The organism is Kribbella rubisoli (assembly GCF_004217145.1).
Classification (GTDB): Bacteria; Actinomycetota; Actinomycetes; order Propionibacteriales; family Kribbellaceae; genus Kribbella; species Kribbella rubisoli.
In genome coordinates this window covers 400,938-424,275 of record NZ_SHKR01000012.1, presented here as the reverse complement: position 1 = coordinate 424,275, position 23,338 = coordinate 400,938, and the positions used below count along the sequence as shown (strand labels likewise).

Here is a 23,338-nt window from a genome sequence, read left to right as displayed (position 1 = left end):
CATGAGCCAGCCCCAGAACCTCGCCACCACGAACGCGACCTCAGCACCGGAACCGATGGAGGCTCTCATGGCCGTCACCAACCCGACTTCCGCGGCGAGCGAACTCACGGCGTCCCCGGATGTGCTCGCTTCTGTTGCCCGGCCGCGGCTGCGGTCGGTGCGCGGCGAGCACACCGTGCCGGCGACGGCCCGGTACGCCGCTGACCTGACAGATGGCGCGCTGGCCCTGCGTCTGCAGGCGATCACCCGGCTCGGCGTCGCGTCCGCACCGCGCCGGCCGTCGAGCATCGCTGCGCTCACGACCCACCAGCCGCAGGCCCGCAAGCTCACCGCGGTACCGGCCGTCGACAAGCAGGCGGCTGGGCACCCTGACGGGGCCCAGCCGCCACAAACCACGAACCCAGCCCACCCCAGCCAGGTCGGCCGGCCAGGGGAGCTCACCGAGACCGGCGAGGCAGCCCGACTCACCGAGGTCGTCCGGTCCAGCGAGGTCGGGCGCCCCGGGGAGAGCACCCGGGCTGGGGAGGTTGGGGTGCCGGGGGCTCGGGTTTGGGGTGGGCGGTTGGCTCAGGCTGTGGCGGAGGTGCTGGCTGGGGATCGGCCTATTTCGCAGCTGGTGCGGTTTACCGATGACGAGGTGTTCATGGAGCTGAACCGCCGGGTCCGGTTGCTCGGGTTGAACACGACCGCGACGACCCGCGGGGCGAAGGAGAAGAGCGCGGTGCAGTCGGTGCGGGTGTTCATGCCGGAGCCGTTCATCGCCGAGGTGGCCGCGCATGTACGTCGTGGCGACCGTTCGCGGGCGATCGCGTTGCGGATGGAGATCCGCCGCAACCGCTGGGTCTGCACCGCCCTCGAGATCGGCTGAAATCCGAACTCTTGGCGGTGGTTCGGCGTCATAACGAGCGCAATCGGATCGAGCGGTTGCTGTCATCTGAATGGGCTCGCGGCCGCGTACGGTAACCGAGGTCGGCCGCGGGGCCGGCCAACTCGTTCGGGAGAATGATGTCCGAAACCACGATCGCCACACCGGTGCACGCATCGGCGCCGGCTGGGGTGACGCCGGGTACGCCGTGGCGGGTCGAGGTACACGAGCTGAGTGACGCGGAGCGGGCCCGGGTACTGCCCGCGATGCACCATCGCCGGTGGAGCGAGCGGATGCCGCTGCTCTACCCGCTGGCTGTGCGGTATCACCGCGTGCTCAAGCGGCTCGAGTGGATCAGGTCCAGCACGCCGTACGCCGAAACGCGCGCGGCAACCGATCTGCCCATCAGGATCAAGCGGCACAAGTCGCTGCTGCTGCGCCAGCTCGGTGAGACCGAGATGTGGATGCAGCACAACAAGGTGACCAACCTGAAGCTTGCCTGCGCTCAGGTCGACGGACTGCTGATCCGCCCGGGTGAGACGTTCTCCTTCAACAAGCTGGTCGGCAACGCGACCCGGCGTAAGGGTTACGTGAAGGGCATGCGGCTGTCGAACGGGCAGGCGCGGCCGGGGATCGGCGGTGGCATCTGCCAGCTCGCGAACCTCCTGCACTGGATGGTGCTGCATTCGCCGCTGACCGTGACTCAGCGGTCGACGCACAGCTTCGACCCGTTCCCGGACAACGGCCGGGTGCTGCCGTGGGGCGTGGGCTGCAGCATCGTCTACAACTACGTGGACCTGCAGTTCCGCAACGACACCGACCAGACCTTCCAGCTGCACGTCGACGTCGGCGACCGCTACCTCGAGGGCGAGATCCTCGCCGACATGCCAGCCGAGTCGTCGTACCGCGTGTTCGCCAAGGAAGAGCGTTTCCTCCGGGTCGGCGCCGACTACTTCCGGCGCAACGAGATCTGGCGAACGGTGATCGACCGCCGCACCGGTACGGCGCTCCGCGACGAGCTGATCCGCGAGAACGTTGCCCTGGTCAAGTACCTCCCGGTCGACGTACCTGTACTCGACGTCGTGCTCCCACGCTGATCACTGGAGCAGCGTCGAGCCGTACTTCTCGAACAGCGCCGCCACATCGCCCTTGAAGCCGCCGTGCAACTCCGCCAGCATCGCCTGAGTGGAGGCCGACATCACGAGCACGTACCGCGCGGGTTCCTCGGACGGATTGCCGAACGTGTGCGGCACACCCCTCGGCCCGACGATCCCGGATCCGGCCGGTACGTCGTAGTCCTCGCCGTCGATCCGCAGCCGCAGCGTCCCGGACAGCACGTACCAGGCCTCGTCGTCGGTGTGGTGGACGTGCAACGGCGCCTGCCACGCGACCTCGTCCGACGTACGTCCCGCGGCCTCCCATTCCGCGAGCACGAGACCGGATCCCTCCGGCGCAACCGTCCGCCCGAGCAGCGGCACTCCTGACAGATCGTCGCGGCGTGACATCGGCATCTCCTTCGCAGGTCCGGGACTGTCGGTGGGGCGTTGCAGACTGGAACTGTGACTGTAGCCGTCGAGCCGTATCGGGAGCGTGTTGCGCGCGTTCCGGGGGCCGACTTGTGGACGCGGACGGCTGAGGGTGGGGAGTATCGGATCCTCCCTGACGGCTGCATGGATGTGCTGCTGATCGACGGTGATCTGGTCGTCGCCGGGCCGGACAGTCACGCGTGGACGGGCAGTGCACCGAGGGGGACGCAGTACGCCGGGATCCGGTTCGCGCCGGGAGCCGCGCCGGGCTTCCTCGGTGTGCCGGCTCGTGAGTTGCTCAACGAGCGGGTTCCGCTGGCGGACCTGTGGTCGCCGACCCGGAGCCGACAGCTCCTGGACCGGATCAGATCGTCACCCGACCCGGCGGAAGCGCTGGACGTCGAGGTCGCCAAGCTGGTCGACGAGCCGCCGGACCTGCTGGTCAGTTACGTACTGCGCAACGTTCGCGGCGGGCTGCTCCGCGGCAGCGCCGGCGTTTCCAAGTTGGCGGGGACGATCGGGTTGAGCGAGCGGCAACTGCATCGACGCTGTCTGGACGCGTTCGGTTACGGGCCGAAGATGCTCGACCGCGTGCTGTGGATGAACGTTGCCCTGGACCACGCCCGCACCGGCCTGGCCCTCGCAGACGTCGCCACGCTCACCGGGTACGCAGACCAGGCCCACTTCACCCGCGACGTCAAAGCGCTGACCGGTCTACCACCTAAGACGCTGCTGGGCTGAGCCTCGCCCGCATGTCAGCATTGCTTCTCATGACCGGTCACCCGGAAGTCGGTACGGCGACTCTGCGCCACAACCCGCTCAACGCGGTGACGGCGACCGTAGAGCGCATCACGTACGCCGACGGCCGCACCGCCGTACGCAAGCAGCTCCAGAGTCCGGCAGACTCCACAGGTCCCTGGGCCGCGTCCACAGACCCGCGCCATTGGAACTACTGGCGTCGTGAGCTCGAGGTGTATCGGGACGACGAGCTGCGCGGGCGGCTCGCGAACGCCGGGCTCGTGCTGCCCGAGGCGCAGGTCGAGGAGTGGCCGGACGGCGCCGTGCTCCTGATGGAAGACATCGGCGGGACATCGGGCACCCAGTTCAGCCTCGCCGAGCATGCGGCACTGACCCGGGCCTTCGGGCGCTGGCAGGGGCAGCCTGCGTCCGAACGGCCGTGGATGTCGACGGGATTCCTGCGCGACTACTCGACAACCCGCGACGTGCCCTGGCATTTGCTGACCGACGACGCCGCGTGGCAGCAGCCGCTCATCCGCGAGACGTGGCCCGGCCAGCTGCGTGAGGCCTGGACCCGGTTGATGGCTCAGCGCGACGCACTGCTCGACCTCGTCGCGAGCCTCCCCCGCGCCACCTGCCACCTGGATTTCTGGGTCTCCAACGTGATCCAGCGGCCGAGCGGCGAGCTCGCGCTGTTCGACTGGGCGTTCACCGGTGACGGCGCGCTCGGCGAGGACATCGGCAACTACATCCCGGACGCGGTCTTCGACATGTTCTGGCCGGTCGAGCGCCTGCCCGAGCTCGCCGAGACGTGCATCGCGAACTACCTCGACGGTCTGCACGAGGCCGGTTGGCGCGGCGATCCGGATCAGGTGCGGCTGGCGGTGATGGCGTCCGGGGTCAAGTACGCGTGGCTGCTGCCGGGTCTGCTCGGCCGTGCGTCCGACCCCGCCCACAACGCCTATCACCGCCAGGTCGACAGCCGGCGCCTGTTCCACCAACGCGGTCAGGCGCTGATGTACGTCGCCGACTGGTGTGCCGAGGCGCTCAGCCGAGCACGACGGTAAAGCCACCGGGTACGACGAGTGCCCGCGAAGCGTTGCCCCGAGCAACCAATTTCCCGGCGGCGTCGTAGCTGCAGGAATGCTTGCCCGGCACACTCATCACGCGAGCATGCGTATCCACACTGGCCAGCAAGACCGCATCCCCGATCCGCAGACTGCTGACGGTTGGCAGAAGTAGCAGAGCATCCAGCTGAGCCGTCCCTTGCGCCTTGGCGGTGAGGGTGGTGGCGCCTGCCGGGAGCGGGTTGGCGAGCGTCAGCGGCAGGAGCGCGCCGGGTGCGGCGGAGATACCTTGCTGGCCGCAGACGTGCGTGAGAGTGCCAAGTGCCCTGACCCCGGAAGTCCAGGTGGTGCGAGCCGGGGTCGGAGTGTCCGCCAGGTTGACGACCGGGAGGACCAGCCGCTGCTGCGATGACGCCGGCACGCTCCAGGTCGCCGTACCGTCGAGGGAGAGGTAGGAGCCGTTGCTCCATTGGGATTCGCCGGTCCAGGCCGAGGGTGGCGTGACGACCTGGCCGCCGGCGCCGGACTCGGCCTCGATGATCTGCAGGCCGTCGTACGACGGGGTGCCCGTCAGGCGGGCGACCTCCGGGTGGGCGTCGAGGGCGAGCATCGACAGCTGGCCGTGGATGCTCGACTCGGCGCCGGAGTTGCGGTTGATCGTGCCGTCACCGGAGATGCCGTCGTACGTGCGGCCGGTGGTCGCGTCGTACATCGGCCGGCCGGCGCGGTTGGCGCCGAAGTACCAGGCAGCGATGAAGGCGGCGACCTGCCTCAAGCCAGGGAGCCCGACGGAGAGCACGCCCTGCAGGCGGGCGTCGACGCCGTACGCGATCTGGGTGCGGTCGATCGGCGTCGGCAGCCAGCCGTTGTCGGGTCCGCCGGCGGTCATCAGGAGTGGGGTGAAGCCCGCAGTGTCGCCGATGGCCGCGGCACGGAGCTTGGGTGCGTCGAGAGCGTGAGCCGCGGCGGCGAGGGCGGAGGGCATCTGGGCGCCCCACGCATGCCAGTCCGAGATCGACTCGCCCCACGGCATCAGCGCACGGAACGGCCACTCGCGCGTCGACCCGGCCGCCATGGCAGCAATGCCCTCGGCAAAGCGGCTGAGCGCTCGGCGCGCCGAGGCAGAACCGCCGGCTTCTACATAAGCCGACAGCCCAAGAACGGCCTCGCTCGTAGCGTCCGCGCCGTTGACGATCAGCCAGGCCGGCAGACGGCGGCCGTCGACCACGTTGTACTGGCCGTAGCGGACGAGGACCTGACGCTCGAGCGCAGCGATCGCGAGGTCGAGACGGTCGCGGAGGAACGTCGCGAAAGCGCGGTCGGTACGGCGGAAGACGGCGTACCCCTCCCCCAACGCCCAGACCGTGCGAGCCAGCCAGTACGACGGGCCGGAGTCGGACGGGTCGGGGAGCTCGACGGGATCGGCGCTCGGGTTGAGCGTGCCGTCGGGCTGCATCCACAGGACGACGTTGCCGTTCGGCGACTGGAGGAACGTGAGACTGCGGAGGAGCCCGCGGGCGGCCTCCAACGAAGCCGCAGAGTGGAACAGCTTCCAGTGCCGCAGGTAGACGACGGCAGCCCGGGCGATGTCGTCGGCGTTGAACGCGCCCTGGCCATAGGTGTTCGTCGCCGCGTCGTAGGCACCACCACCGATGCGCTTGTACGAGCCGTCCGCCTGGCGGTCGGCGTACGTCCAGAGCACGCCGACCGGGCCGCTGCCGAAGGTGGTGTGACCGGTGGCGGCCGGAGGCGTTACCGACGAGCGGAGGAAGTCGAGGTGCGCGAGGTTGGACAGCCGGCCCGAGGCCGAGGCTGAGGCCGAGGCTGTGGCTGAGGCGGGAAGGGTGACTGTTGATGCGGCGGCTACTGCGAGGGCTCCGCCGATGACGGTGCGGCGGGTCGGGTTCATGGCAGGCGATCCAATCTGGCCACGCCGATGGCGGCGTCGGCCATGCCGTAGAAGACGTACTGGGTGCCGTTGACCTGCTCGATCGCAGTCGGGAAGACGACGTTGCCGACCGTGCCGATCTTCTCCTCGTCGGTCTCGGGGACCATGAGGGGTTCGGTGGTACGAGTGACGACGCGGGTGACGTCCTCGGCGTCGAGGATCAGCGCGCCGGCGGCGTAGCAGACCTTCTGGGTGGTCGGGTCGAAGCCTTCCGGCTGCTCGCCGGTGACGCCGTGGTGGATCACGAGCCAGCCCTCGGGGATGCGCAGCGGCGCCGGTCCGGCGCCGATCTTCAGCTCCTCGAACGGGTACTCCGACATCGCGACGAGCCGGTGATTGCGCAGATGAACGAGGTTCCGCACGTCAGCCTCGACGGCTGCCACGGGCACGAACGAGACCCAGATGCCTGGCCGGTCATCGGTCACACCGGCCGGCAGGTGAACGCCTTCGCCTTCGCGGAACCAGCCGAGGTCCCACATCGGCCGATGCAGCATCGCGTACGACGGTTCGCCGTCCGGGCCGGGCACGGGCTCGGGGAAGAAGACCGTGTCCTTGTTGGGGAACAGGTTGAGGTCGGTATCGAGGTCCGGCTGGTACTCGAAGTGCAGCGGACCGAGCCGGCGCCACTCCCGCAGGTCCGAGGAGACCGCGAGCGCAGGCTTCGGGCCGAGCGGGCCGTAGGCGACGTACGTCATCACGTGGAGGCCGAGGGACGGGATGAACGTGACGCGGGGGTCCTCGACGCCGGCGTTGTTCTTGCCGCGCTCCCAGCCTTCGTCCGGCGCGAGGACGACGCCCTCGCGCGCGACACCTACCGGTACGCCGTCCTCGAGTTCGACGCGGGCCAGGCCGACGCGAGAGATGTTGCCGTCAGCAACCAGCCGCGGCAGCAGGTAGAGCGTGCCGTCCGGGGTGTGGCCGGTCGCCGGGTTCAGCACGCCCTCGGCCTCGAGCTCGTTGCCCGGCTCGGCGGTCATCAGTACGCCGACACGAGTCAGCGTGTAGGGAACAGTCACGAGAAGCCCTTCAGGAGTTAGCACTGTGGGAGTTAGCCTTTGACGCCGCCGGTCCCGCCGCCGGCGAGCACCTCGGTGACGAAGAACGGATTCCCCTGCGTCACGCGATGAATCTCGACCGCCTCCCCCGGAGCCACCGCGCCAAGCCGTCGTACCGCGTCCACGGTCAGCGGCGGAAGGAGCACCCGCCTGACCGACGTACCGGTCAGACTGCCGAGCAGCTGCCGCAGCGGATGGCCTGCATCGATCCCGGTGTCGCGGAAGGTCAGCACCAACACCGCAGGGATGCCGGGGAACCTGCGCGCGAGGAAGCGGATCGCATCCAGGGTGGCGTCATCGGCCCAGTGGATGTCTTCGACGACTACGACCGAAGAGCGCTCGGAGAACACGCGCAGCAGCGCAGCCGGACGGTCGCCGGACAGCGCCGCTGCCAGCTCGGCATCGTTCTCCGCCATGTCGCGGAACGGCCCGAGGCTCCGCGGCGCCAGCAGGTCGTCGCACCCGCCGACCGCTACCCGGATCGCGGGATCCAGCTGATCGAGGAAGGCGCGCACCAGGGCAGACTTCCCGGCGCCCGCCTCACCCGATACGAGTACGACGACACCACGCCCCTCGTCGACGGCCAGCTCGCACGCCGTACCGAGCTGCGCTAGCTCCGCATCGCGCTCGACCAAGTGCGTCCGGCCGGAATCGCGGGGTGGTGCGGCCACTGGCGGAGGCTGCGGTCCGGGATCGACGGCCAGCAAGCGATCACGCAGTACGACGGCTTCCGGCCCAGGCGCGAGACCGAGCTCGGTGTGCAGGACTCGTTCCATCCGGGCGTAGCGACGCAGCCCGTTCGTCCGATCTCCGGCGAGCACGGATTCGCGGAGGAGTTCGACGTGTGCCTCCTCGTTCGCGGGGTCCAGGGCGAGGAGGTCCTCCCACCGGCCGGCACCGCGCAGCAGGCGCAGGACCCGCAGGCGCAATCGTTCGCGGGGCTCTTCCAGCCACGGCTCGGACAGGTCGTCGGGCAACAACTCACCGGCCAGCTTCAGGGCCTCGGCGCAGGAGTCGGGCGATTCAACGGCGAGCGCGTCCTCGGCCGCGGCCTCGAAGGTGGTGGCGTCGACGTCGAGCCGCGCGCCCGGGAACAGCGCGATCACCTCGCCCTTCAGCACGACGGCATCCCGATCACCGAGAACGCCGCGCGCATAGTGCGCGGCCTTGTGCAGCCGTGGCAGCGCGACGTCCACCGTGAGTTCCGGCCACAGGGCATCGACGACGCGGTCCCGGTGGAGCCGGCCGTCAGGCGACAGGGCCAGCAGTTTGACCAGCGCGGCCGCACCCCGCCGGGTCCACCGGTCCGCGGTGATCGGCGCACCGTTCACGAGGACGACGAAGCCGCCCAGCAGCTGCACGCTGACCTGCACATCTCGGATCGTAGGCGTCAGAGCAATCCCCCTCTACAGCACGAACTGGGTGACCTCGGCTTTCATCGCCGAGCTGACCTTCCGCAGCAGCTCCCGAATCTCGTCGAGACTCCAGGTGTACGACGCAACCGACTCGGTCGCCTCGAACAGCGCGATCGAGAGCTCATCGCGAGTGGCCTGGTACTTCGCCAGCGCCGCCGGCACCGGACCCGGTCCGGTCAAGGCGTCGCTCAGTAGCTCGGCGTCGCGCAGAGCATCGGTCATTCCGTGCGTGGTGATCGGGTCCTTGTAGTAGCCCGCGTCCCCGACCAGCGCCCAGCCCGGTCCCCCCGCCTGCCGGAAGAATCCGGCTGCACCGGCCCAGCCGTGCATCCGATCCACAGGCGTCGCCGGGATCAGCAAGTCGGTCAGGCTCGGTGCCATGTCCGCGAGCAGTGTCGCGAAGGCCTGCTCGGCACCTTCGCGGCGGAGCGATCGCATCCGCGCGGGCGTGGTGGCAACGAAGACACAGGTCGCTCCGTCCGTTGTGGGTAGTAGCCCCGCGGCCCCGCCCGGTGCGTAGGCCCACTCGTAGCCCGTGGTCTGCACGCCTGCGTAGTACCGGTACAGGACGGCGCTGCACGATCGACCCCGACGTACGACGGGAGCGCCGGTCGCCGATGCGACGGTCGAACGGATTCCATCCGCGCCGATCGTGATCCCCGCGGTGAGCTCCGAACGATCCTGCAGGCGTACACCGGTCACCCGACCGCTGTCGTCGCGCAGCAAGTCGGTGACAGCTACTCCATGCCGTACCTCCGCTCCCGCATCGGCCGCGGCATCGACAAGGATCCGGTCCAGGAGTTGACGACGCGGCGCGTACAGGGCATCCACCCCACCACCCGGACGGATCGACACCTGCTCGGGCTCGCGATCGCTGTAGTGGAACGTCGTACTCCGGATCGGCGGCGTACCGGTGAGCTTGTCCAGCAACCCCCACCGCGACAGCTGCGTCGCGCCGGCGCGCATCAGGCCGTGGGTCGAGACGGTGTCGCTGCCATACGCGGACCGCTCGAGCAGAGCGACCTTGGCCCCTGCCCGCGCCAGCAGCATCGCCGTCGACGCTCCCGCAACCCGGCCGCCAACGACCACAACGTCGTACTGCGCGTTCATGCGGCCGGCTCCGCCCGGTACGCCAGCAAATGCTGTACGACGTACGCCGCGTCATGGCGCGCTCCGTCGATGAAGGCCGAGTCGCGTCGATGCTGGAAGCGCTGGCCGACGACGTACACACCAGGTGCCGCGGTGATGCCCCGAACCTGCTGGATCTGACCGTCCGGACCCGTTATCGGCAAGCGGAGCCAGGGATAGTCGGGGCGATATCCGGTGGCGACGAGCACGGTGCTGATGCCTGCGCGATGAAGGTCGACGACGGGTCTCGGCGCGGGCGGCACCAATGCGGCGGGCCGCTCGCGCGCGGCGTCGCCGACGTACTCGTCCAGTGCGTCGAGCAGGCGGCTCATGCGTGCATCGGCCGAGGCCGCAGTCTCGGCCAGGTCCGGCCGGAAGCGTGCCCGGCTCCCGTCCATTCCGTCGAAGCGACCGAGTAGCTGGACGCCTTCGGCCTGCAGTGTGACCAGGTCCAGCTCTCCAGCGCGGCCGGCCAGTTGCATCGACGGTTCCCGCCGGGCCGACGCCGGATCGCGGACCTCGTCGATGGTGCGGGCCAGCCGCCCGGTGCGCTCCAGCCACCAGAAGACATCCTTGCCGCGGTACGAGCGCGGCACTCGCGTGTGCCGGCCGACCGACAGGTACACCTCGCGACCGGCCCGGTTGAGTTCGTCGGCAATCTGTACGCCGGAGGCCGACGCCCCGATCACCAGAACACCTCCCGGCGCGAGCTGCGCCGGGTTGCGATAGGCCGCAGCGGTCACGACCTCACGCAGCCCGGCCGGTACGCGGGGCACTCCTGGACCGGTCGCGATGATGACCTGCCTGGCACGCCACGTTCCTCGGTCCGTGACCAGACGGTACGCACCGCACCCTGCGGCGGACAGCTCGAGCACCGTGGCGCCGGAGACGACCGGCGCGCCGAACGACTCCGCGTAGAGCTCCAGGTGCCGGACGAATCTGCGGGCCGGCAGGAACCCGGCGACGTCCGGCCCGCCGTACTCCCAGTGTGGGAGGCGCATCATCCAGTTCGGTGAGAGTAGCCGCAGCGAGTCCCAGCGCGCAGTACGCCAACTCTCACCGATCCGGCCGCGGTCGACGATCACATGATCGCGACCGGCCTCGGTGAGCAGCCGGCTGACCGCGAGACCGGCATGGCCTGCGCCGATCACGACGGTGTCGATGGTGGTGGTCATCCCGGTCCCCTCGGCTCGTACGGCGGTCGGTCAGGCGCAGGTGACGTCGATGGCGACAGGCGTCGGGTTGACGAGGACGTCGTACACGGCGGACCGGCGCCGGGACTGCTCGACGATGCCGCGCAGAGTCTCCTCGTCCGCGTCGCCCTCGATCGTGAACGCGACCCGGATCTGCTCGTAGCCGTTGCGGACCGAGCCGTCGGACAGGCCGAGGATTCCGAGCAGGTCGATGTCGCCGGTGACGGTCGACGTGACCTTGGTGAGCTCGACACCCCGGGCAGCGGCGATGTTGGCGACGCCGGCCGTCAGGCAGGCCGCGATCGCGTGCAGCAGGTACTCCACCGGCGTCGGCCCGTGGTCCGTTCCGACCAGAACCTCGGGGTGGTCGAACTCGACCACGGTGTCGGACTTGTGCCTGAGTTCCTGCATGGCGCCGAAGAAGTCCGACGCTGTGGAGCGGCTGTGCGTCCCGGACACCCAGGTGTTGCTCGCCCGGAACTGGAATTTGGCGATCTCGTTCTGCCCCTTGACGGCGTCGATCGTCGCGAACAGCGTTGCGGTGTCGACGCCGTTCCGGCGTGGGCTCTCGGTAGCGGTGGTCATGGTTCCCTCCTCAGTGGATGGTGTCTGCTGAGGACGCTAGGAGGGCCGCCTTCCCGGGCTCTTCCCTCGACCTTCCCATGCGCAATGCCGCGCTATCAGGGGGAATTCGCGCACTTGTTTGCAAGTTCCCCTTGACCGCACGGTCATCTCGTCGCTTAACTTGTTCGGCAGTGACGCACCCAGCCGGTAGCAGGCCAAAGGCCTGAAGTCCGGTTTTCCGGCGCCAGGGTTCAGGTGAGACCCGAGGCGGGGTCGCGTCCCCGGGACCGATGGAGCAAATCGTGTCCAGACTCTCTCGCCGCCTCCTCGCCGGTATGGCGGCCACCGCCCTGGCAGTCACCGCAACCGTGCTCATCCGGACTTCAGCCGACGCGGCCGTCACGCTTCCGCCGACGCACGCCAAGTTCGACTACCAGATCGGCGGGGCCTATACGCCGCCCGCCGGCGTCCAGGTGGTCACCCGCGACCGGACCGCCGCACCGGCAGCCGGCCTCTACAACATCTGCTACGTCAACGCCTTCCAGGTCCAGCCCGGCGAACAAGGACAGTGGGACGCCGACCTGCTGCTCCGCGACGCCAAGGGCAAGCTCGTGATCGACCAGGACTGGGGCGAACCGCTGCTCGACTTCCGTACAGCGGACAAGCGGAGCCGGATCGCCGCCAAGGTCAACGGCTGGATCGACGGCTGCGCGGCCAAGGGGTACAAGGCGATCGAGCCGGACAACTACGACAGCTACACACGCTCGAAGAAGCTCCTCACCGCCGGCAACGCGAAGGCGTACCTGACGCTGCTCGCCACGCACGCGCACTCCAAGAACCTGGCCATCGCACAGAAGAACACGGTCGAACTGGCCGGTTCCCGGCAGGCGATCGGCCTGGACTTCGCGGTCGCCGAGGAGTGCGGCCAGTACGACGAGTGCGGTGACTACGTCGATGCCTTTGGCAACAACGTGATCGTGATCGAGTACACCAACAGCGGCCGGTCCACGGCCTGCTCGCAGTACGGCGGGACGTTGACGATCGTGCAGCGCGACGTCGACGTCTCGACTCCGGGTGAACCCGGATACGTCCGCAAGACCTGCTGAATTCCCTCCTCCATCGCTCTGGAGACCCTCATGCATGCTCGAACTCTGTCCCGCCGCGACGTCCTCCGGGCCGCGGCCGCCGCAACCGTCGCGGGCTCGCTGGCCGCGTGCGGCAAGAACGACGACGAAGGCGCAGATGCCAACGGTGTCGTCACGCTCGACCTCTGGCACGGTCAGGTCGACACCGGTAAGGCCGCGATCGACTCCTTGATCACCGCGTTCAACAGCAGTCATCCGAAGATCAAGGTGGTCGGCGGCGGTGGCGGGGTCACCGCGGACAGCATGCTGCAGAAGGTCACCGCCGGACTGGCGGCGGGGTCCTACCCGGATATCGCGTACATCTTCGGGTCGGACCTCGCCAGCCTGACGAAGAGCCCGAAGGTCGCCGACCTGACCGGCGCCCTGAAGATCGACGACTACTGGCCGGCCGCGAAGGACGCGGTCAGTGTGAAGGGCAAGGTCCGGGCCGCGCCGGCCCTGCTCGACTCGCTCTGCGTGGTCTACAACAAGAAGTTGTTCGCCGCGGCCGGCGTCCAGCCGCCGAAGGACGGCTGGACCTGGGACGACTTCGTTGCGACCTCGAAGCAACTGACGAACCCGGCGAAGGGCATCTTCGGCACCGGCTGGCCGGGTGTCGGCGACGAGGACACCGTCTGGCGGATCTGGCCGATGATCTGGGACCTCGGCGGCGACGTCGTCAGCGGCGACGGGAAGAAGGTCGGCTTCGACTCGGTCGGCGCACAGGCGCTGGGCACACTGGACCGGCTCCGCACCGACAAGTCGCTGTACGTCGACCCGAAGCCCGGCAGCGAGCAGCTGTACCAGGTCTTCCTCGGCGGGCGGATGGGAATGGTTGCCACCGGCCCCTGGCAGCTCCCGGAGCTGAAGGACGCCGGCCTCGACTACGGCGTCGTACCGCTGCCGTCGTACTCCGGGAAGCCGTTGACGATCTCCGGGCCGGACACCTGGACGGTCTTCGACAACGGCAAGGCGAAGGTCAAGGCTGCCACCGAGTTCGTCGCCTGGCTGGCCGAGCCGGCGCAGGACATCCAGTGGGACATGAAGGGCGGCAGCCTGCCGATCACGAAGGCCACAGCCGACCTGCCGCAGTGGAAGAAGCATTCCGCCGAGACGAACGGGCTGGACGTGTTCGTCAAGGCGCTCGACACGGCGAAGGTGCGGCCGACGATCACGACGTACCCGCAGATCTCGCAGCACCTGGGCGAGGCGATTGCCTCCGTGCTGCTCGGGAAGGCGAGCCCCGCTGACGCGTTGAAGCAGGCCGTTGACCAGTGCAACCAGGTGCTGGCGGTGCCGAACTGATGGCCAGTGTGGTCGGCACCTTCACGGTCGACCCGCGGAGCAAGGCAGCGAAGCGGCGCGCGCGGGGCGAAGGTGCGACCGGGTGGGCGTTCGTCAGTCCGTCGGTGGTCATCATCCTCGGGCTCAGCGTCGTACCGGTCTTGTGGTCGTTGCTGTTGTCGTTCCAGGTCAACGATCTGGTGTCGCCCAGCGAGTGGGTCGGGCTGGCGAACTACAAGGCTCTGCTGAAGGATCCGGCGTTCGGGTCGGCGGTTTCGCACACGCTGATCTACACGGTTCTGTATGTGCCGTTGAGCGTGGTCGCGGGGTTGGCGATCGCGATCGCGCTGGATCGGAAGATCGCGTTCATCGGGTTGTACCGGACGTTGGTGTTCGTGCCGTTCGTGGTGTCGGCGGCGGCGCAGGGCGTGCTGTTCTCGTTCGTGCTCGACCCGGAGTTCGGTGTCGCGAACTCGGTGCTGCACAAGCTCGGGCTGCCCGCGCAGGGGTTCTTCAGCGATCCGGGGCAGGCGCTCTATCTGCTGGTCGCGATCTCCTTGTGGAGCGGGACCGGGTTCTGCGTGATCGTCTATCTGGCCGGCCTGCAAGGAGTTTCGAGCGAGCTGGTCGAGGCAGCGCGGATCGACGGCGCCGGGCGCTGGGGTGTACTGCGGCATGTGACACTGCCTGCGTTGACGCCGGTGACGATCTTCCTGGTGCTGTTCCAGACGATCAACGCGTTGCAGGTATTCGATCTGGTCTTCGTGACCACGAAGGGCGGCCCGCTCGGGTCGACGACAGTGATCGTGTACTTCATCTGGGAGAAGGCGTTCAAGACGTTCACGGCCGGCTACAGCGCGGCAGCGGCGTACACCTTGGCAGTCGCATTGCTGGTGGTCGGCGTGGCCTTGCAGATCTACCGGCGAAGGGTGGCTGCTCGATGAAGCGATTGCCCTTTAGTGCTTGGCATTTCGTCCTTGCACCGTTGGCTTTGCTGTTTGCCTTGCCGCTGGTGTGGTTGCTGGTGAGCTCGGTGATGAGCAACGCGGAGATCAACCGGTTTCCGCCGGCGCTGTGGCCGCACGGGATCAACCTCGGCGGATATCGGTACGTGCTCGGGAACGCCTTGTTCCCGCGGTGGTTCCTGAACTCGTTCATCGTCTCGGCGGTCGCGGTGACGGCGAACCTGGTGCTCGGTTCGCTCGGCGGGTACGCGTTCGCGCGGATCCGGTTCGCCGGGTCGAAGATCGTGCTCGGGCTGATGCTGGCCACGATGGTGATCCCGTTCCAGCTGACGATGATCCCGACGTTCCTGGTGATGAAGCATCTCGGGCTGATCGACACGCTCGGCGCGCTGATCGTACCGTCGCTGGTCACGCCGCTGTCGGTGTTCCTGTTCCGGCAGTTCTTCGTCTCGCTCCCCCGCGAGCTCGAGGAAGCGGCTTGGATCGACGGGTGCGGTCGGCTGCGGATCCTGATCTCGATCGTGCTGCCGCTGGCCAGGCCGGCGCTGAGCACAGTCGCCGTGCTGACGTTCCTCGCGACCTGGAACGACCTGACCTGGCCGCTGATCGCGATCAACAGCGACTCGACGTACACGCTGCAGCTCGGCCTGACCACCTTCCAGGGCCAGCATCACACCCAATGGGCGGCGGTGATGGCAGGCAACGTGATCACCGTGCTGCCGGTGCTGCTCGGTTTCCTCCTTGCCCAGAAGGCGTTCATCCGCTCTCTGGCCTCAACCGGACTCAAAGGCTGATCTATGACTCTACTGATGCCACGACTCCGTCGCGGCGGGTCATGGGGCTGTAACTCCCGGCCTTCCCTCGTCGCTCCGGTCGCTTCGCTCCCTCCGTTCCTCAGTCCAGGCCGGGAGGCCCCATGACCATCGATCTTCTCGTGATCGGTGACGCGAATCCCGACGTGGTGGTCGGGCCGGTCGCGCAACCGATCCTCTTCGGGCAGAAGGAACGGCTGGTTCCTTCCGGATCGCTCGTGCTCGGCGGCTCGGCTTCGATCATGGCGTGCGGCGCGGCCCGACTCGGGTTGAGCGTCGCATTCGCCGGCCGGGTCGGTGACGACGCCGCCGGGGCCTTCGTCCGTACGACGCTCGCCGAGCGCGGGGTCGACGTGTCCGCGCTGGTGACCGACCCGTCCCTCCCGACACCGCTCACCACCATCCTCACGTCGGGCGACGATCGCGCGATCCTCACCTCCCCCGGCTGTCTGCCGGCCGTCACGGCGGACGACATACCAAACCGTATGGTCTGCTCGGCGCGGCACGTGCATGCGGCGTCGTTCTATCTGCTGCCCGAGTTGGCGGTCGGCTTGGCGGGGATCTTCAAGCAAGCGAAGGCTGCCAAGGCGACCACCTCGCTCGACCCGAACGACGACCCGGCGGGCACGTGGGACCGGACGGTTCTCGACCCGATCCTGCGCGTGACTGACTACTTCCTGCCGAACGCCGCCGAGGCCCTCGCGCTGACCGGCCATCACTCGGTCGTGGACGCCGCCGGCATCCTGGCCCGCCGTGGTCCGCTCGTGGTGGTGAAGAACGGCGCGGAAGACGCTCTTGCCCACAACGGATCCAGGGTCATCACCGCACCGGCCGTGAAAGTGGAAACGGTCGACACCGTCGGCGCCGGTGACAGCTTCGACGCCGGCTGGGTGGCCGCCGTACTCAACGGGATGAAACCCGACCGTGCCCTGGCGATCGCGGCCGCCTGCGGTTCGCTCTCCACCCGCGCCGCCGGCGGAACCGCCGCTCAACCGACTTGGGAAGAAGCCACAGCATGACGAAGATTGCTTTCATCGGGGCCGGCAGCGTGGTGTTCACCCAGGGCTTGCTGGCTGACCTGTTCGACCTCGACCTCGGTCCGTTGCACATCGCGTTGCACGACATCGACCCCGAGCGGCTCGACACGGCGGCAGCGGCCGCGTCGTACCTGGCTCAGGACCGGCCGGTGCAGATCACCGCGCACCTCGAGCGGCGGGCAGCCCTCGAGAACGCGGACTTCGTGATCAACATCGTCCAGGTCGGGATGGGCGAGGCGACCAAGCTCGACTTCGAGATCCCCGCGCGGTACGGCATCCGGCAGACGATCGGGGACACGCTCGGCGTCGGCGGCGTGTTCCGCGCGCTCCGGACCTTCCCGGTACTGCGTGGGCTCGCGGCGGACATCGCCGACGTCTGCCCGGACGCGTGGCTGCTGAACTACACCAACCCGATGGTGATGAACGTCTGGTACCTGAAGGCCCTCGGCGTGCGGAACGTCGTCGGCCTCTGCCACTCGGTCTACTGGACGATGCAGGGCCTGTCCGAGCTGGTCGGCGTCCCGTACGAGGACGTGACCTACCTGGCCGCCGGCGTGAACCACCAGTCGTGGGTACTGCGTTTCGAACGCGGCGCCGAGAACCTGTACGACCGGTTGGACGAGGCCATCGCCGCGGATCCCGAGCTACTGCGGCGGGTGCGCGTCGACATGTACCGACGGCTCGGCTTCTACCCGACGGAGACGAGCGAACATTCCTCGGAGTACGTCCCGTGGTATCTCGGCCATGCTTCGGAAGTCGACCGCCTGCGGTTGCCGATCGGCGCCTACCTGGAGATCGTCGCGGAGAACGTCGCGTCCTACGAACAGACCCGCGGCGCCCTGAAGGCAGGCGAGCCGCTGACTGTCGACCCGACGATGGAGTACGCCCCGCAAATCATCCACAGCATCGTGACCGGCACCCCACGCACCGTCTACGCCAACGTCCCCAACACCGGCCTGATCCCCAACCTGCAGTCCAGGGCCACCGTCGAGGTCCCCAGCCTGGTAGACGCTACGGGCGTCCAACCCACCGCAGTCGGCGAACTCCCACCCCAGTGCGCCGCCCTCAACCGCTCGTACCTCAACGTCGCCGAGCTGACCGTCCAGGCCGCCATCGACCAGGACCCGCGCGCGATCCGGCAGGCCGTCATGGTCGACCCGGCTACTGCCGGGACGCTACCGGTCGAGAAGATCTGGGCCCTGTGCAACGATCTGGTCGTTGCCCACAACAACTACTTGGACCCGTCGTTGAGGGCGGCCCTCAAGTAGTCGCGGTACGACGCGAAGCCGGCCAGCACCTCGGCCGCGGTCGGCTCACCGGTCAACGCTCCGACGCCCTCGCCCGCGTAGATCGACGCGCGGGCGGGGTCGGCGGTCTTGCTGCCGTCGACGTACTCGGCGTGGCCGGTGTCGTCCGACTTCAGCTCGTCCTCCCGGCCTTCCCAGGTGTCGAAGTACGCGTTCCGCAGCGCCCGGCCACCGAACTCGTCCGGCCACCCAGCCCGCGATGCTGCGTCGAAGACCGTGCCGTAGACGGTGGCCGTCTCGTCGGCCGCGATGATCGCCCGACGCGCCGATTCCTTCGTCTGTGCCTCGACGCAGGTGAGGAACGCCGTCCCGATCCATCCACCAGCAGCACCGGCCGCCATGACGGCAGCCAGACCGCGTGCTCCGGAGATCCCGCCGCCCGCGAGCACAGGCAGGTCAGTCAGGTCGAGGACTGCCTGCAGCAACGGCAACGTCGCCACGGCATTCCGCCCGTGACCACCAGCCTCGGCGCCGCGCGCCACGATCACGTCCACGCCGGCATCAACTGCCGCGCGCGCATCCGCGACCGTGCCTGCCTGGGTTGCGACCAGGATCCCGGCTGCCTGCAGCGTCCCGACGTACGGCGTGTAGTCGCCGAAGCTGAGCGAGACGAGGGCGGGCTTCAGTTCCAGCACGGCGTCGAGATGTTCCGGGCGCTCCTGCACCGACCACGCCATCAGCCCGATCCCGTACGGCTTGCCGCTCTCCGCCGCGATCGCGCCCTCGGTCCGGATCCAGTCAGCCGTCACCGCCGAGCCGGCGCCGAGCATCCCCAGCCCGCCCGCCGTCGAGATCGCCGCGGTCAGCCGGCCGCCACTCACATTCGCCATCGGCGCACCGATCACCGGCACGGACAGCCCGAACGTCTCCGTCAGCCACATGTGCTCATCATCGCCCATCACAACCTCGGCCCGTCCCTGCGCATCGAGGGAGTGACGAAAGGAACCCGACGTGCGGTTTTTGCGGACCCTGTGTGCACTCACGGGAGTGCTCGCTGCGCTGGTGACCGTGGCAGCGCACACCTCGCTCGTGCCGGCCACGGCGCGACAGACCACGCCCGCCGCACCGCCGGCGTGGAGTACTGCGTGGATGACCGCGCTGCAGCAGTCCAACGCGAACCAGAACTGGTCCAAGCAGGGATTCGCCAACCAGTCGGTGCGCCAGGTGATCCGGCTGAGCTCGGGCGGGTCCGACGTACGGATCAGGATCAGCAACCAGTACGGCGTACGGCCGTTGGAGCTGACCGGTGCGACCGTCGCCAAGGCGGGGAAGGGCGCAGCGGTCGTGCCTGGATCGGTGCAACCAGTGCGGTTCGGAGGGACCGACTCGGTGAGCATCCCGGCCGGCGGTCAGGTCGCCGGTGACGCGGTCACACTGCCCGGCTTGACCAGCGGCAGTCAGCTCGCCATCACTCTGTACTTCGCTCGGGCGACCGGTCCGGCGACCTTCCACGAGTTCGGCGCGACGGGGGCGTCGTACCGGGCGGCGGGCGACCAGCTCACCGCTACAGGCGGGGCGGCGTACCGGGAGACGAGCGGCGGTTGGTACTTCCTGGCCGGCGTCGACGTGACCCCTTCGGGCGCCGGTTTGGTAGTCGCCTTCGGGGACTCGATCACGAACGGCTACACCACTGCGCCCGGGACTCGGTACCCAGACCTGCTGGCTGCACGCATCGGCAGCCCAGTGCTGAACGCCGGGCTCGGCGGCAACCGGCTGCTGGCCGATTCGGCCTGCTATGGCGAGAACGGCCTGGCCCGGTTCCAGCGCGACGTGCTGGACGAGCCCGGGACCACGACAGCGCTCGTCCTCATCGGCGTCAACGACCTCGGCTACCCCGCGATCCCGCCGACGACCTGCACGACCCCGAATCCCCCGATCACTCCCGCGCAGCTCATCTCTGGCTACCGCGCGCTGATCCGCGACGCCCATGCTCGCGGCATCCGGATCGTCGGAGTGACGCTGACTCCCTTCCGCGGCGCGTCTGTCTACACCGCCCACAGCGCGGAACTCCGGACGGCCGTCAACACCTGGATCACCACGAGCGGCGAGTTCGACGCCGTCGCCGACTTCGCGAGCGCTCTCGCCGACCCGGCCGATCCGGCCCGGCTGGCGCCGAAGTATGACAGCGGCGACCACCTGCACCCCAACGAGGCCGGCTACAGGGTGATGGCCGACGCCGTCGACCTCAAAACCCTCTGAGCACAACGAAAGGGCCGGTCCCCATGGACCGGCCCTTTCGCTACGTGCTGCTCAGAACTTGTAGACGTCCGACTGCGGGTCGCCGTGGCAGCGCTTGTACTTCTTGCCGGAGCCGCACGGGCAGGCCGCGTTGCGGGGAGTCCCGGCGTACTCGAGCTTGCCGCCCTCGACCGCGTCCTCGTGCCTCGCGACCTCGTCGTCACCGTCGATGGTCGGAGCGGAGTACGACAGCCGCTGCGGGCGGTTCTCGGTGCTCAGGCCCTTGGCTCGCAGGCGCGGCGTGTCCCGCGGCCGCGGGGTGTCCTGCGGCCGGTCCTCGTCGTCGCCCTCGGTCCGGCCGGAGAACTCCGCGACCGGCGCACCCGGGGTGAGGATGTCCTCGATCCGGCGGCCGGCCAGGTTGTCCTCATCGGCCAGCGCCGCCTCGGAGGCCAGCTCCATCTCGGCCCGCATCGCCTCGATGTCGACCTCGACGTTGAAGATGAAGCCGACCGACTCTTCCTTGATCGATTCCATCATCGAGGCGAACATGTCGTAGCCCTCGCGCTGGTACTCGACCAGCGGGTCGCGCTGCGCCATCGCGCGCAGGCCGATGCCCTCGCGCAGGTAGTCCATCTCGTAGAGGTGCTCGCGCCACTTGCGGTCCAGCACGCTCAGCACGACGCGCCGCTCCAGCTCGCGCATCGCCTCCTCGCCGAGCAACTCCTCGCGCCGTTCGTACGCCGCGGTGGCGTCCTCGATGAACCGCTCGACCAGGAAGTCCTGGGTCAGGCCGGCCTTCTCGCCGCCGGCCTCCTCGATCAGGTCTTCCTCGGTCAGCTCGGTCTGGTAGAGCGTCCTCATCGCGGTGAACAGCGCGTCCAGGTCCCAGTCCTCGGCGAACCCGTCCGCGGTCGCGCCCTGCACGTACCCGGTGACGGTCTCCTCGAGCATGTCCTGCACCTGGTCGCGCATGTCGGCGCCCTCGAGCACACGGCGGCGCTCGTCGTACACCACGTGGCGCTGACGGTTCATCACGTCGTCGTACTTGAGGATGTTCTTCCGGGTCTCGAAGTTCTGCGCCTCGACCTGGCCCTGCGCGGAGGCGATCGCCTTGGTGACGACCTTGTTCTCCAGCGGCTGGGTGTCGTCGTTGTTGCGCGACATCGCCCAGTCGACCATCTCGCGCTTGAACAGCCGCATCAGGTCGTCCTCGAGCGACAGGTAGAACCGGGACTTGCCCGGGTCACCCTGCCGGCCGGCGCGACCGCGCAGCTGGTTGTCGATCCGGCGGGACTCGTGCCGCTCGGTGCCGAGGACGTAGAGGCCGCCGAGCTCGCGGACCTCTTCCTGCTCCTCCTTCACCTGCTTCTCGAACTGCTCGAGGAGGTTCGGGTACTCCGACTCGTACTCCTCGACGTCGTCCGCCGGGTCCAGGCCGCGGGCCCGCAACTCCTTGTCGGCCAGGAACTCCGGGTTGCCGCCGAGGATGATGTCGGTACCACGACCGGCCATGTTGGTGGCCACCGTGACCGCGCCGCGGCGGCCGGCCTCGGCGACGATCGCGGCCTCACGCGCGTGCTGCTTCGCGTTCAGGACCTCGTGCGCGACGTTCTCCTTGAGCAGCTGCCGGGACAGCCGCTCGGACTTCTCGACGCTCGTGGTGCCGACCAGGATCGGCTGGCCGGTCGCGTGGACGTCGACGATGTCCTTGACGACCGCGTCGAACTTGGCGTCCTCGGTGCGGTAGATCAGGTCCCGCTCCTCGACCCGGATCATCGGCTTGTTGGTCGGGATCGGCACGACGCCGAGCTTGTAGACCTTGGAGAACTCGTTGGCCTCGGTCATCGCCGTACCGGTCATGCCGGCCAGCTTGGAGTAGAGGCGGAAGTAGTTCTGCAGCGTGATCGTCGCGAGGGTCTGGTACTCCTCCTTGATCTCGACGCCTTCCTTGGCCTCGATCGCCTGGTGGAGACCCTCGTTGTAGCGCCGGCCGTGCAGCGTCCGGCCGGTGTGCTCGTCGACGATCAGGACCTCTTCCTGGCCCTGGCTGCCGACGACCACGTAGTCCTTGTCCCGGTGGAACAGGTCCTTGGCCTTCAGCGCGTTGTTCAGGTAGCTGATCAGCGGGGTGTTGGCCGACTCGTACAGGTTGTCGATGCCGAGCCGGTCCTCGACCTTCTCGATACCGCGCTCGAGGATCGCGACCGTGCGCTTCTTCTCGTCGACGTCGTAGTCGGCGACCCGGCGCTTGGTCTCGTCGATCTCCAGGTCGGTGACGCGGGGGTTCTTCCGCTTCAGCTCCGCCTCGTCGCCGAGCGTCCAGGCCTTCAGCACGTTCGCGATCCGGGCCATCTCGACGTACCAGCGCTGGGAGTCCTCGGCCGGGCCGGAGATGATCAGCGGGGTCCGGGCCTCGTCGACCAGGATCGAGTCCACCTCGTCCACGATCGCGTAGTTGTGCTCGCGCTGGACGCAGTCCTCGATGCTGCCGGCCATGTTGTCGCGCAGGTAGTCGAAGCCGAACTCGTTGTTGGTGCCGTAGGTGATGTCCTTGTTGTAGGCGATCCGGCGCTCGGCCGGGGACATCTCCGGCAGGATCACGCCGTAGTCGAGGCCGAGGAAGTGATACACCCGGCCCATCCACTCGGCCTGGTACTTGGCCAGGTAGTCGTTCACCGTGACCACGTGCACGCCCTTGCCGGACAGCGCGTTCAGGTACGTCGGAAGGGTGCCGACCAGGGTCTTGCCCTCACCGGTCTTCATCTCCGCGATGTTGCCAAGGTGCAGCGCCGCGCCGCCCATGATCTGCACGTCGTACGGGCGCTGGTGCAGGGTCCGCTTGGCGGCCTCCCGGACCACCGCGAAGGCCTCCGGCAGCAGCGCGTCGAGGGACTCCCCGTTCTCGTGACGTTGCTTGAAGTCCGCGGTCTGGCCGCGCAGCTCCTCGTCGGACATGGAGACGAAGTCGTCCTCGATGGAGTTGACCATCTTCGCGATGCCCGTGAGCTGGCGGAGGATCTTGCCCTCGCCGATCCGCAGGACCTTGTCGACAACCTTCATGGTGGGGAGTTCTCTCCTTGCTGCTGCTGCCTGGAAGCGGGCGACGCCGCATGGCACGTCCGACCCCAG

The 23,338-nt window shown here is 68.5% G+C and carries 20 protein-coding genes; 11 read left to right on the top strand and 9 right to left on the bottom strand.

The features are described 5' to 3' along the window. Position 1: 1 nt before the first annotated feature. Positions 2-868, top strand: a complete 867-nt coding sequence (locus EV645_RS41875) for an Rv3235 family protein (RefSeq protein WP_157997080.1) — start codon at positions 2-4, stop codon at positions 866-868. Between the two features lie 137 nt (positions 869-1,005). Beyond that, a complete protein-coding gene (locus tag EV645_RS16200) occupies positions 1,006-1,962 on the top strand; it encodes a VanW family protein (RefSeq protein ID WP_242000454.1) in 957 nt (318 codons plus the stop codon). On the opposite strand, the gene EV645_RS16195 is transcribed toward EV645_RS16200, so the two are convergent. Further along, a complete protein-coding gene (locus EV645_RS16195) occupies positions 1,963-2,370 on the bottom strand; it encodes a cupin domain-containing protein (RefSeq protein ID WP_157997079.1) in 408 nt (135 codons plus the stop codon). Positions 2,371-2,424: 54 nt separating this feature from the next. On the opposite strand from EV645_RS16195, the gene EV645_RS16190 reads away from it, so the two are divergent. Then, positions 2,425-3,132: a helix-turn-helix domain-containing protein gene (locus tag EV645_RS16190; RefSeq protein WP_242000453.1), complete on the top strand. Its 708-nt coding sequence runs from the start codon at positions 2,425-2,427 to the stop codon at positions 3,130-3,132. An 11-nt stretch (positions 3,133-3,143) separates the two neighbouring features. Further along, the gene (locus tag EV645_RS16185) at positions 3,144-4,196 is read left to right on the top strand and encodes an aminoglycoside phosphotransferase family protein (RefSeq protein WP_242000452.1); all 1,053 of its coding nucleotides are present in this window, start codon (positions 3,144-3,146) and stop codon (positions 4,194-4,196) included. Here the strand turns inward: EV645_RS16185 and EV645_RS16180 are convergent. Genes EV645_RS16180 through EV645_RS16155 form a run of 6 tightly spaced genes read right to left on the bottom strand, consistent with a single transcriptional unit; the run spans position 4,177 to position 11,520 of the window. After that, positions 4,177-6,105: a hypothetical protein gene (locus tag EV645_RS16180; protein WP_130444540.1), complete on the bottom strand. Its 1,929-nt coding sequence runs from the start codon at positions 6,103-6,105 to the stop codon at positions 4,177-4,179. The genes EV645_RS16185 and EV645_RS16180 overlap by 20 nt on opposite strands. Beyond that, positions 6,102-7,160, bottom strand: coding sequence for a glycoside hydrolase family 130 protein (locus tag EV645_RS16175; protein ID WP_242000451.1), 1,059 nt, complete (start codon positions 7,158-7,160; stop codon positions 6,102-6,104). Before EV645_RS16175 ends, EV645_RS16180 begins: the two co-directional genes overlap by 4 nt. Positions 7,161-7,192: 32 nt before the next feature. After that, positions 7,193-8,572 (bottom strand): AAA family ATPase, encoded by a 1,380-nt coding sequence (locus tag EV645_RS16170; protein ID WP_130444538.1) that lies wholly within the window; start codon positions 8,570-8,572, stop codon positions 7,193-7,195. A 33-nt stretch (positions 8,573-8,605) separates the two neighbouring features. Further along, a complete protein-coding gene (locus EV645_RS16165; RefSeq protein ID WP_130444536.1) occupies positions 8,606-9,724 on the bottom strand; it encodes an NAD(P)/FAD-dependent oxidoreductase in 1,119 nt (372 codons plus the stop codon). Next, on the bottom strand, positions 9,721-10,917 hold the full coding sequence (locus tag EV645_RS16160) for an NAD(P)-binding domain-containing protein (protein WP_130444534.1): 1,197 nt from the start codon (positions 10,915-10,917) through the stop codon (positions 9,721-9,723). The genes EV645_RS16165 and EV645_RS16160 overlap by 4 nt, the downstream gene beginning before the upstream one ends. Before the next feature lie 30 nt (positions 10,918-10,947). After that, on the bottom strand, positions 10,948-11,520 hold the full coding sequence (locus tag EV645_RS16155) for an OsmC family protein (protein WP_130444532.1): 573 nt from the start codon (positions 11,518-11,520) through the stop codon (positions 10,948-10,950). A 281-nt stretch (positions 11,521-11,801) separates the two neighbouring features. Between EV645_RS16155 and EV645_RS16150 the strand changes: the two genes are divergently transcribed. The 6 genes from EV645_RS16150 (at position 11,802) to melA (ending at position 17,989) form a co-directional block, all read left to right on the top strand. After that, positions 11,802-12,605, top strand: a complete 804-nt coding sequence (locus EV645_RS16150; protein ID WP_242000450.1) for an endo alpha-1,4 polygalactosaminidase — start codon at positions 11,802-11,804, stop codon at positions 12,603-12,605. Between the two features lie 30 nt (positions 12,606-12,635). Further along, positions 12,636-13,928, top strand: a complete 1,293-nt coding sequence (locus EV645_RS16145; RefSeq protein WP_130444528.1) for an ABC transporter substrate-binding protein — start codon at positions 12,636-12,638, stop codon at positions 13,926-13,928. Beyond that, positions 13,928-14,851, top strand: a complete 924-nt coding sequence (locus EV645_RS16140; protein ID WP_130444526.1) for a carbohydrate ABC transporter permease — start codon at positions 13,928-13,930, stop codon at positions 14,849-14,851. The genes EV645_RS16145 and EV645_RS16140 overlap by 1 nt, the downstream gene beginning before the upstream one ends. Beyond that, the gene (locus tag EV645_RS16135; protein ID WP_130444524.1) at positions 14,848-15,666 is read left to right on the top strand and encodes a carbohydrate ABC transporter permease; all 819 of its coding nucleotides are present in this window, start codon (positions 14,848-14,850) and stop codon (positions 15,664-15,666) included. The genes EV645_RS16140 and EV645_RS16135 overlap by 4 nt, the downstream gene beginning before the upstream one ends. Before the next feature lie 122 nt (positions 15,667-15,788). After that, a complete protein-coding gene (locus tag EV645_RS16130; RefSeq protein ID WP_130444522.1) occupies positions 15,789-16,703 on the top strand; it encodes a carbohydrate kinase family protein in 915 nt (304 codons plus the stop codon). Continuing rightward, on the top strand, positions 16,700-17,989 hold the full coding sequence (gene melA / locus EV645_RS16125; RefSeq protein WP_130444520.1) for an alpha-galactosidase: 1,290 nt from the start codon (positions 16,700-16,702) through the stop codon (positions 17,987-17,989). The genes EV645_RS16130 and melA overlap by 4 nt, the downstream gene beginning before the upstream one ends. Here the strand turns inward: melA and EV645_RS16120 are convergent. Continuing rightward, positions 17,953-18,909, bottom strand: a complete 957-nt coding sequence (locus tag EV645_RS16120) for an NAD(P)H-dependent flavin oxidoreductase (RefSeq protein WP_130444518.1) — start codon at positions 18,907-18,909, stop codon at positions 17,953-17,955. The two genes, melA and EV645_RS16120, sit on opposite strands and share 37 nt — an antisense overlap. 70 nt (positions 18,910-18,979) lie before the next feature. Here EV645_RS16120 and EV645_RS16115 point away from each other — a divergent pair, with 70 nt between their 5' ends. Then, positions 18,980-20,227, top strand: a complete 1,248-nt coding sequence (locus tag EV645_RS16115) for an SGNH/GDSL hydrolase family protein (protein WP_130444516.1) — start codon at positions 18,980-18,982, stop codon at positions 20,225-20,227. A gap of 51 nt (positions 20,228-20,278) precedes the next feature. Here EV645_RS16115 and secA read toward each other — a convergent pair whose 3' ends face one another. After that, a complete protein-coding gene (gene secA, locus EV645_RS16110; protein ID WP_130444514.1) occupies positions 20,279-23,269 on the bottom strand; it encodes a preprotein translocase subunit SecA in 2,991 nt (996 codons plus the stop codon). Positions 23,270-23,338 lie beyond the last annotated feature (69 nt).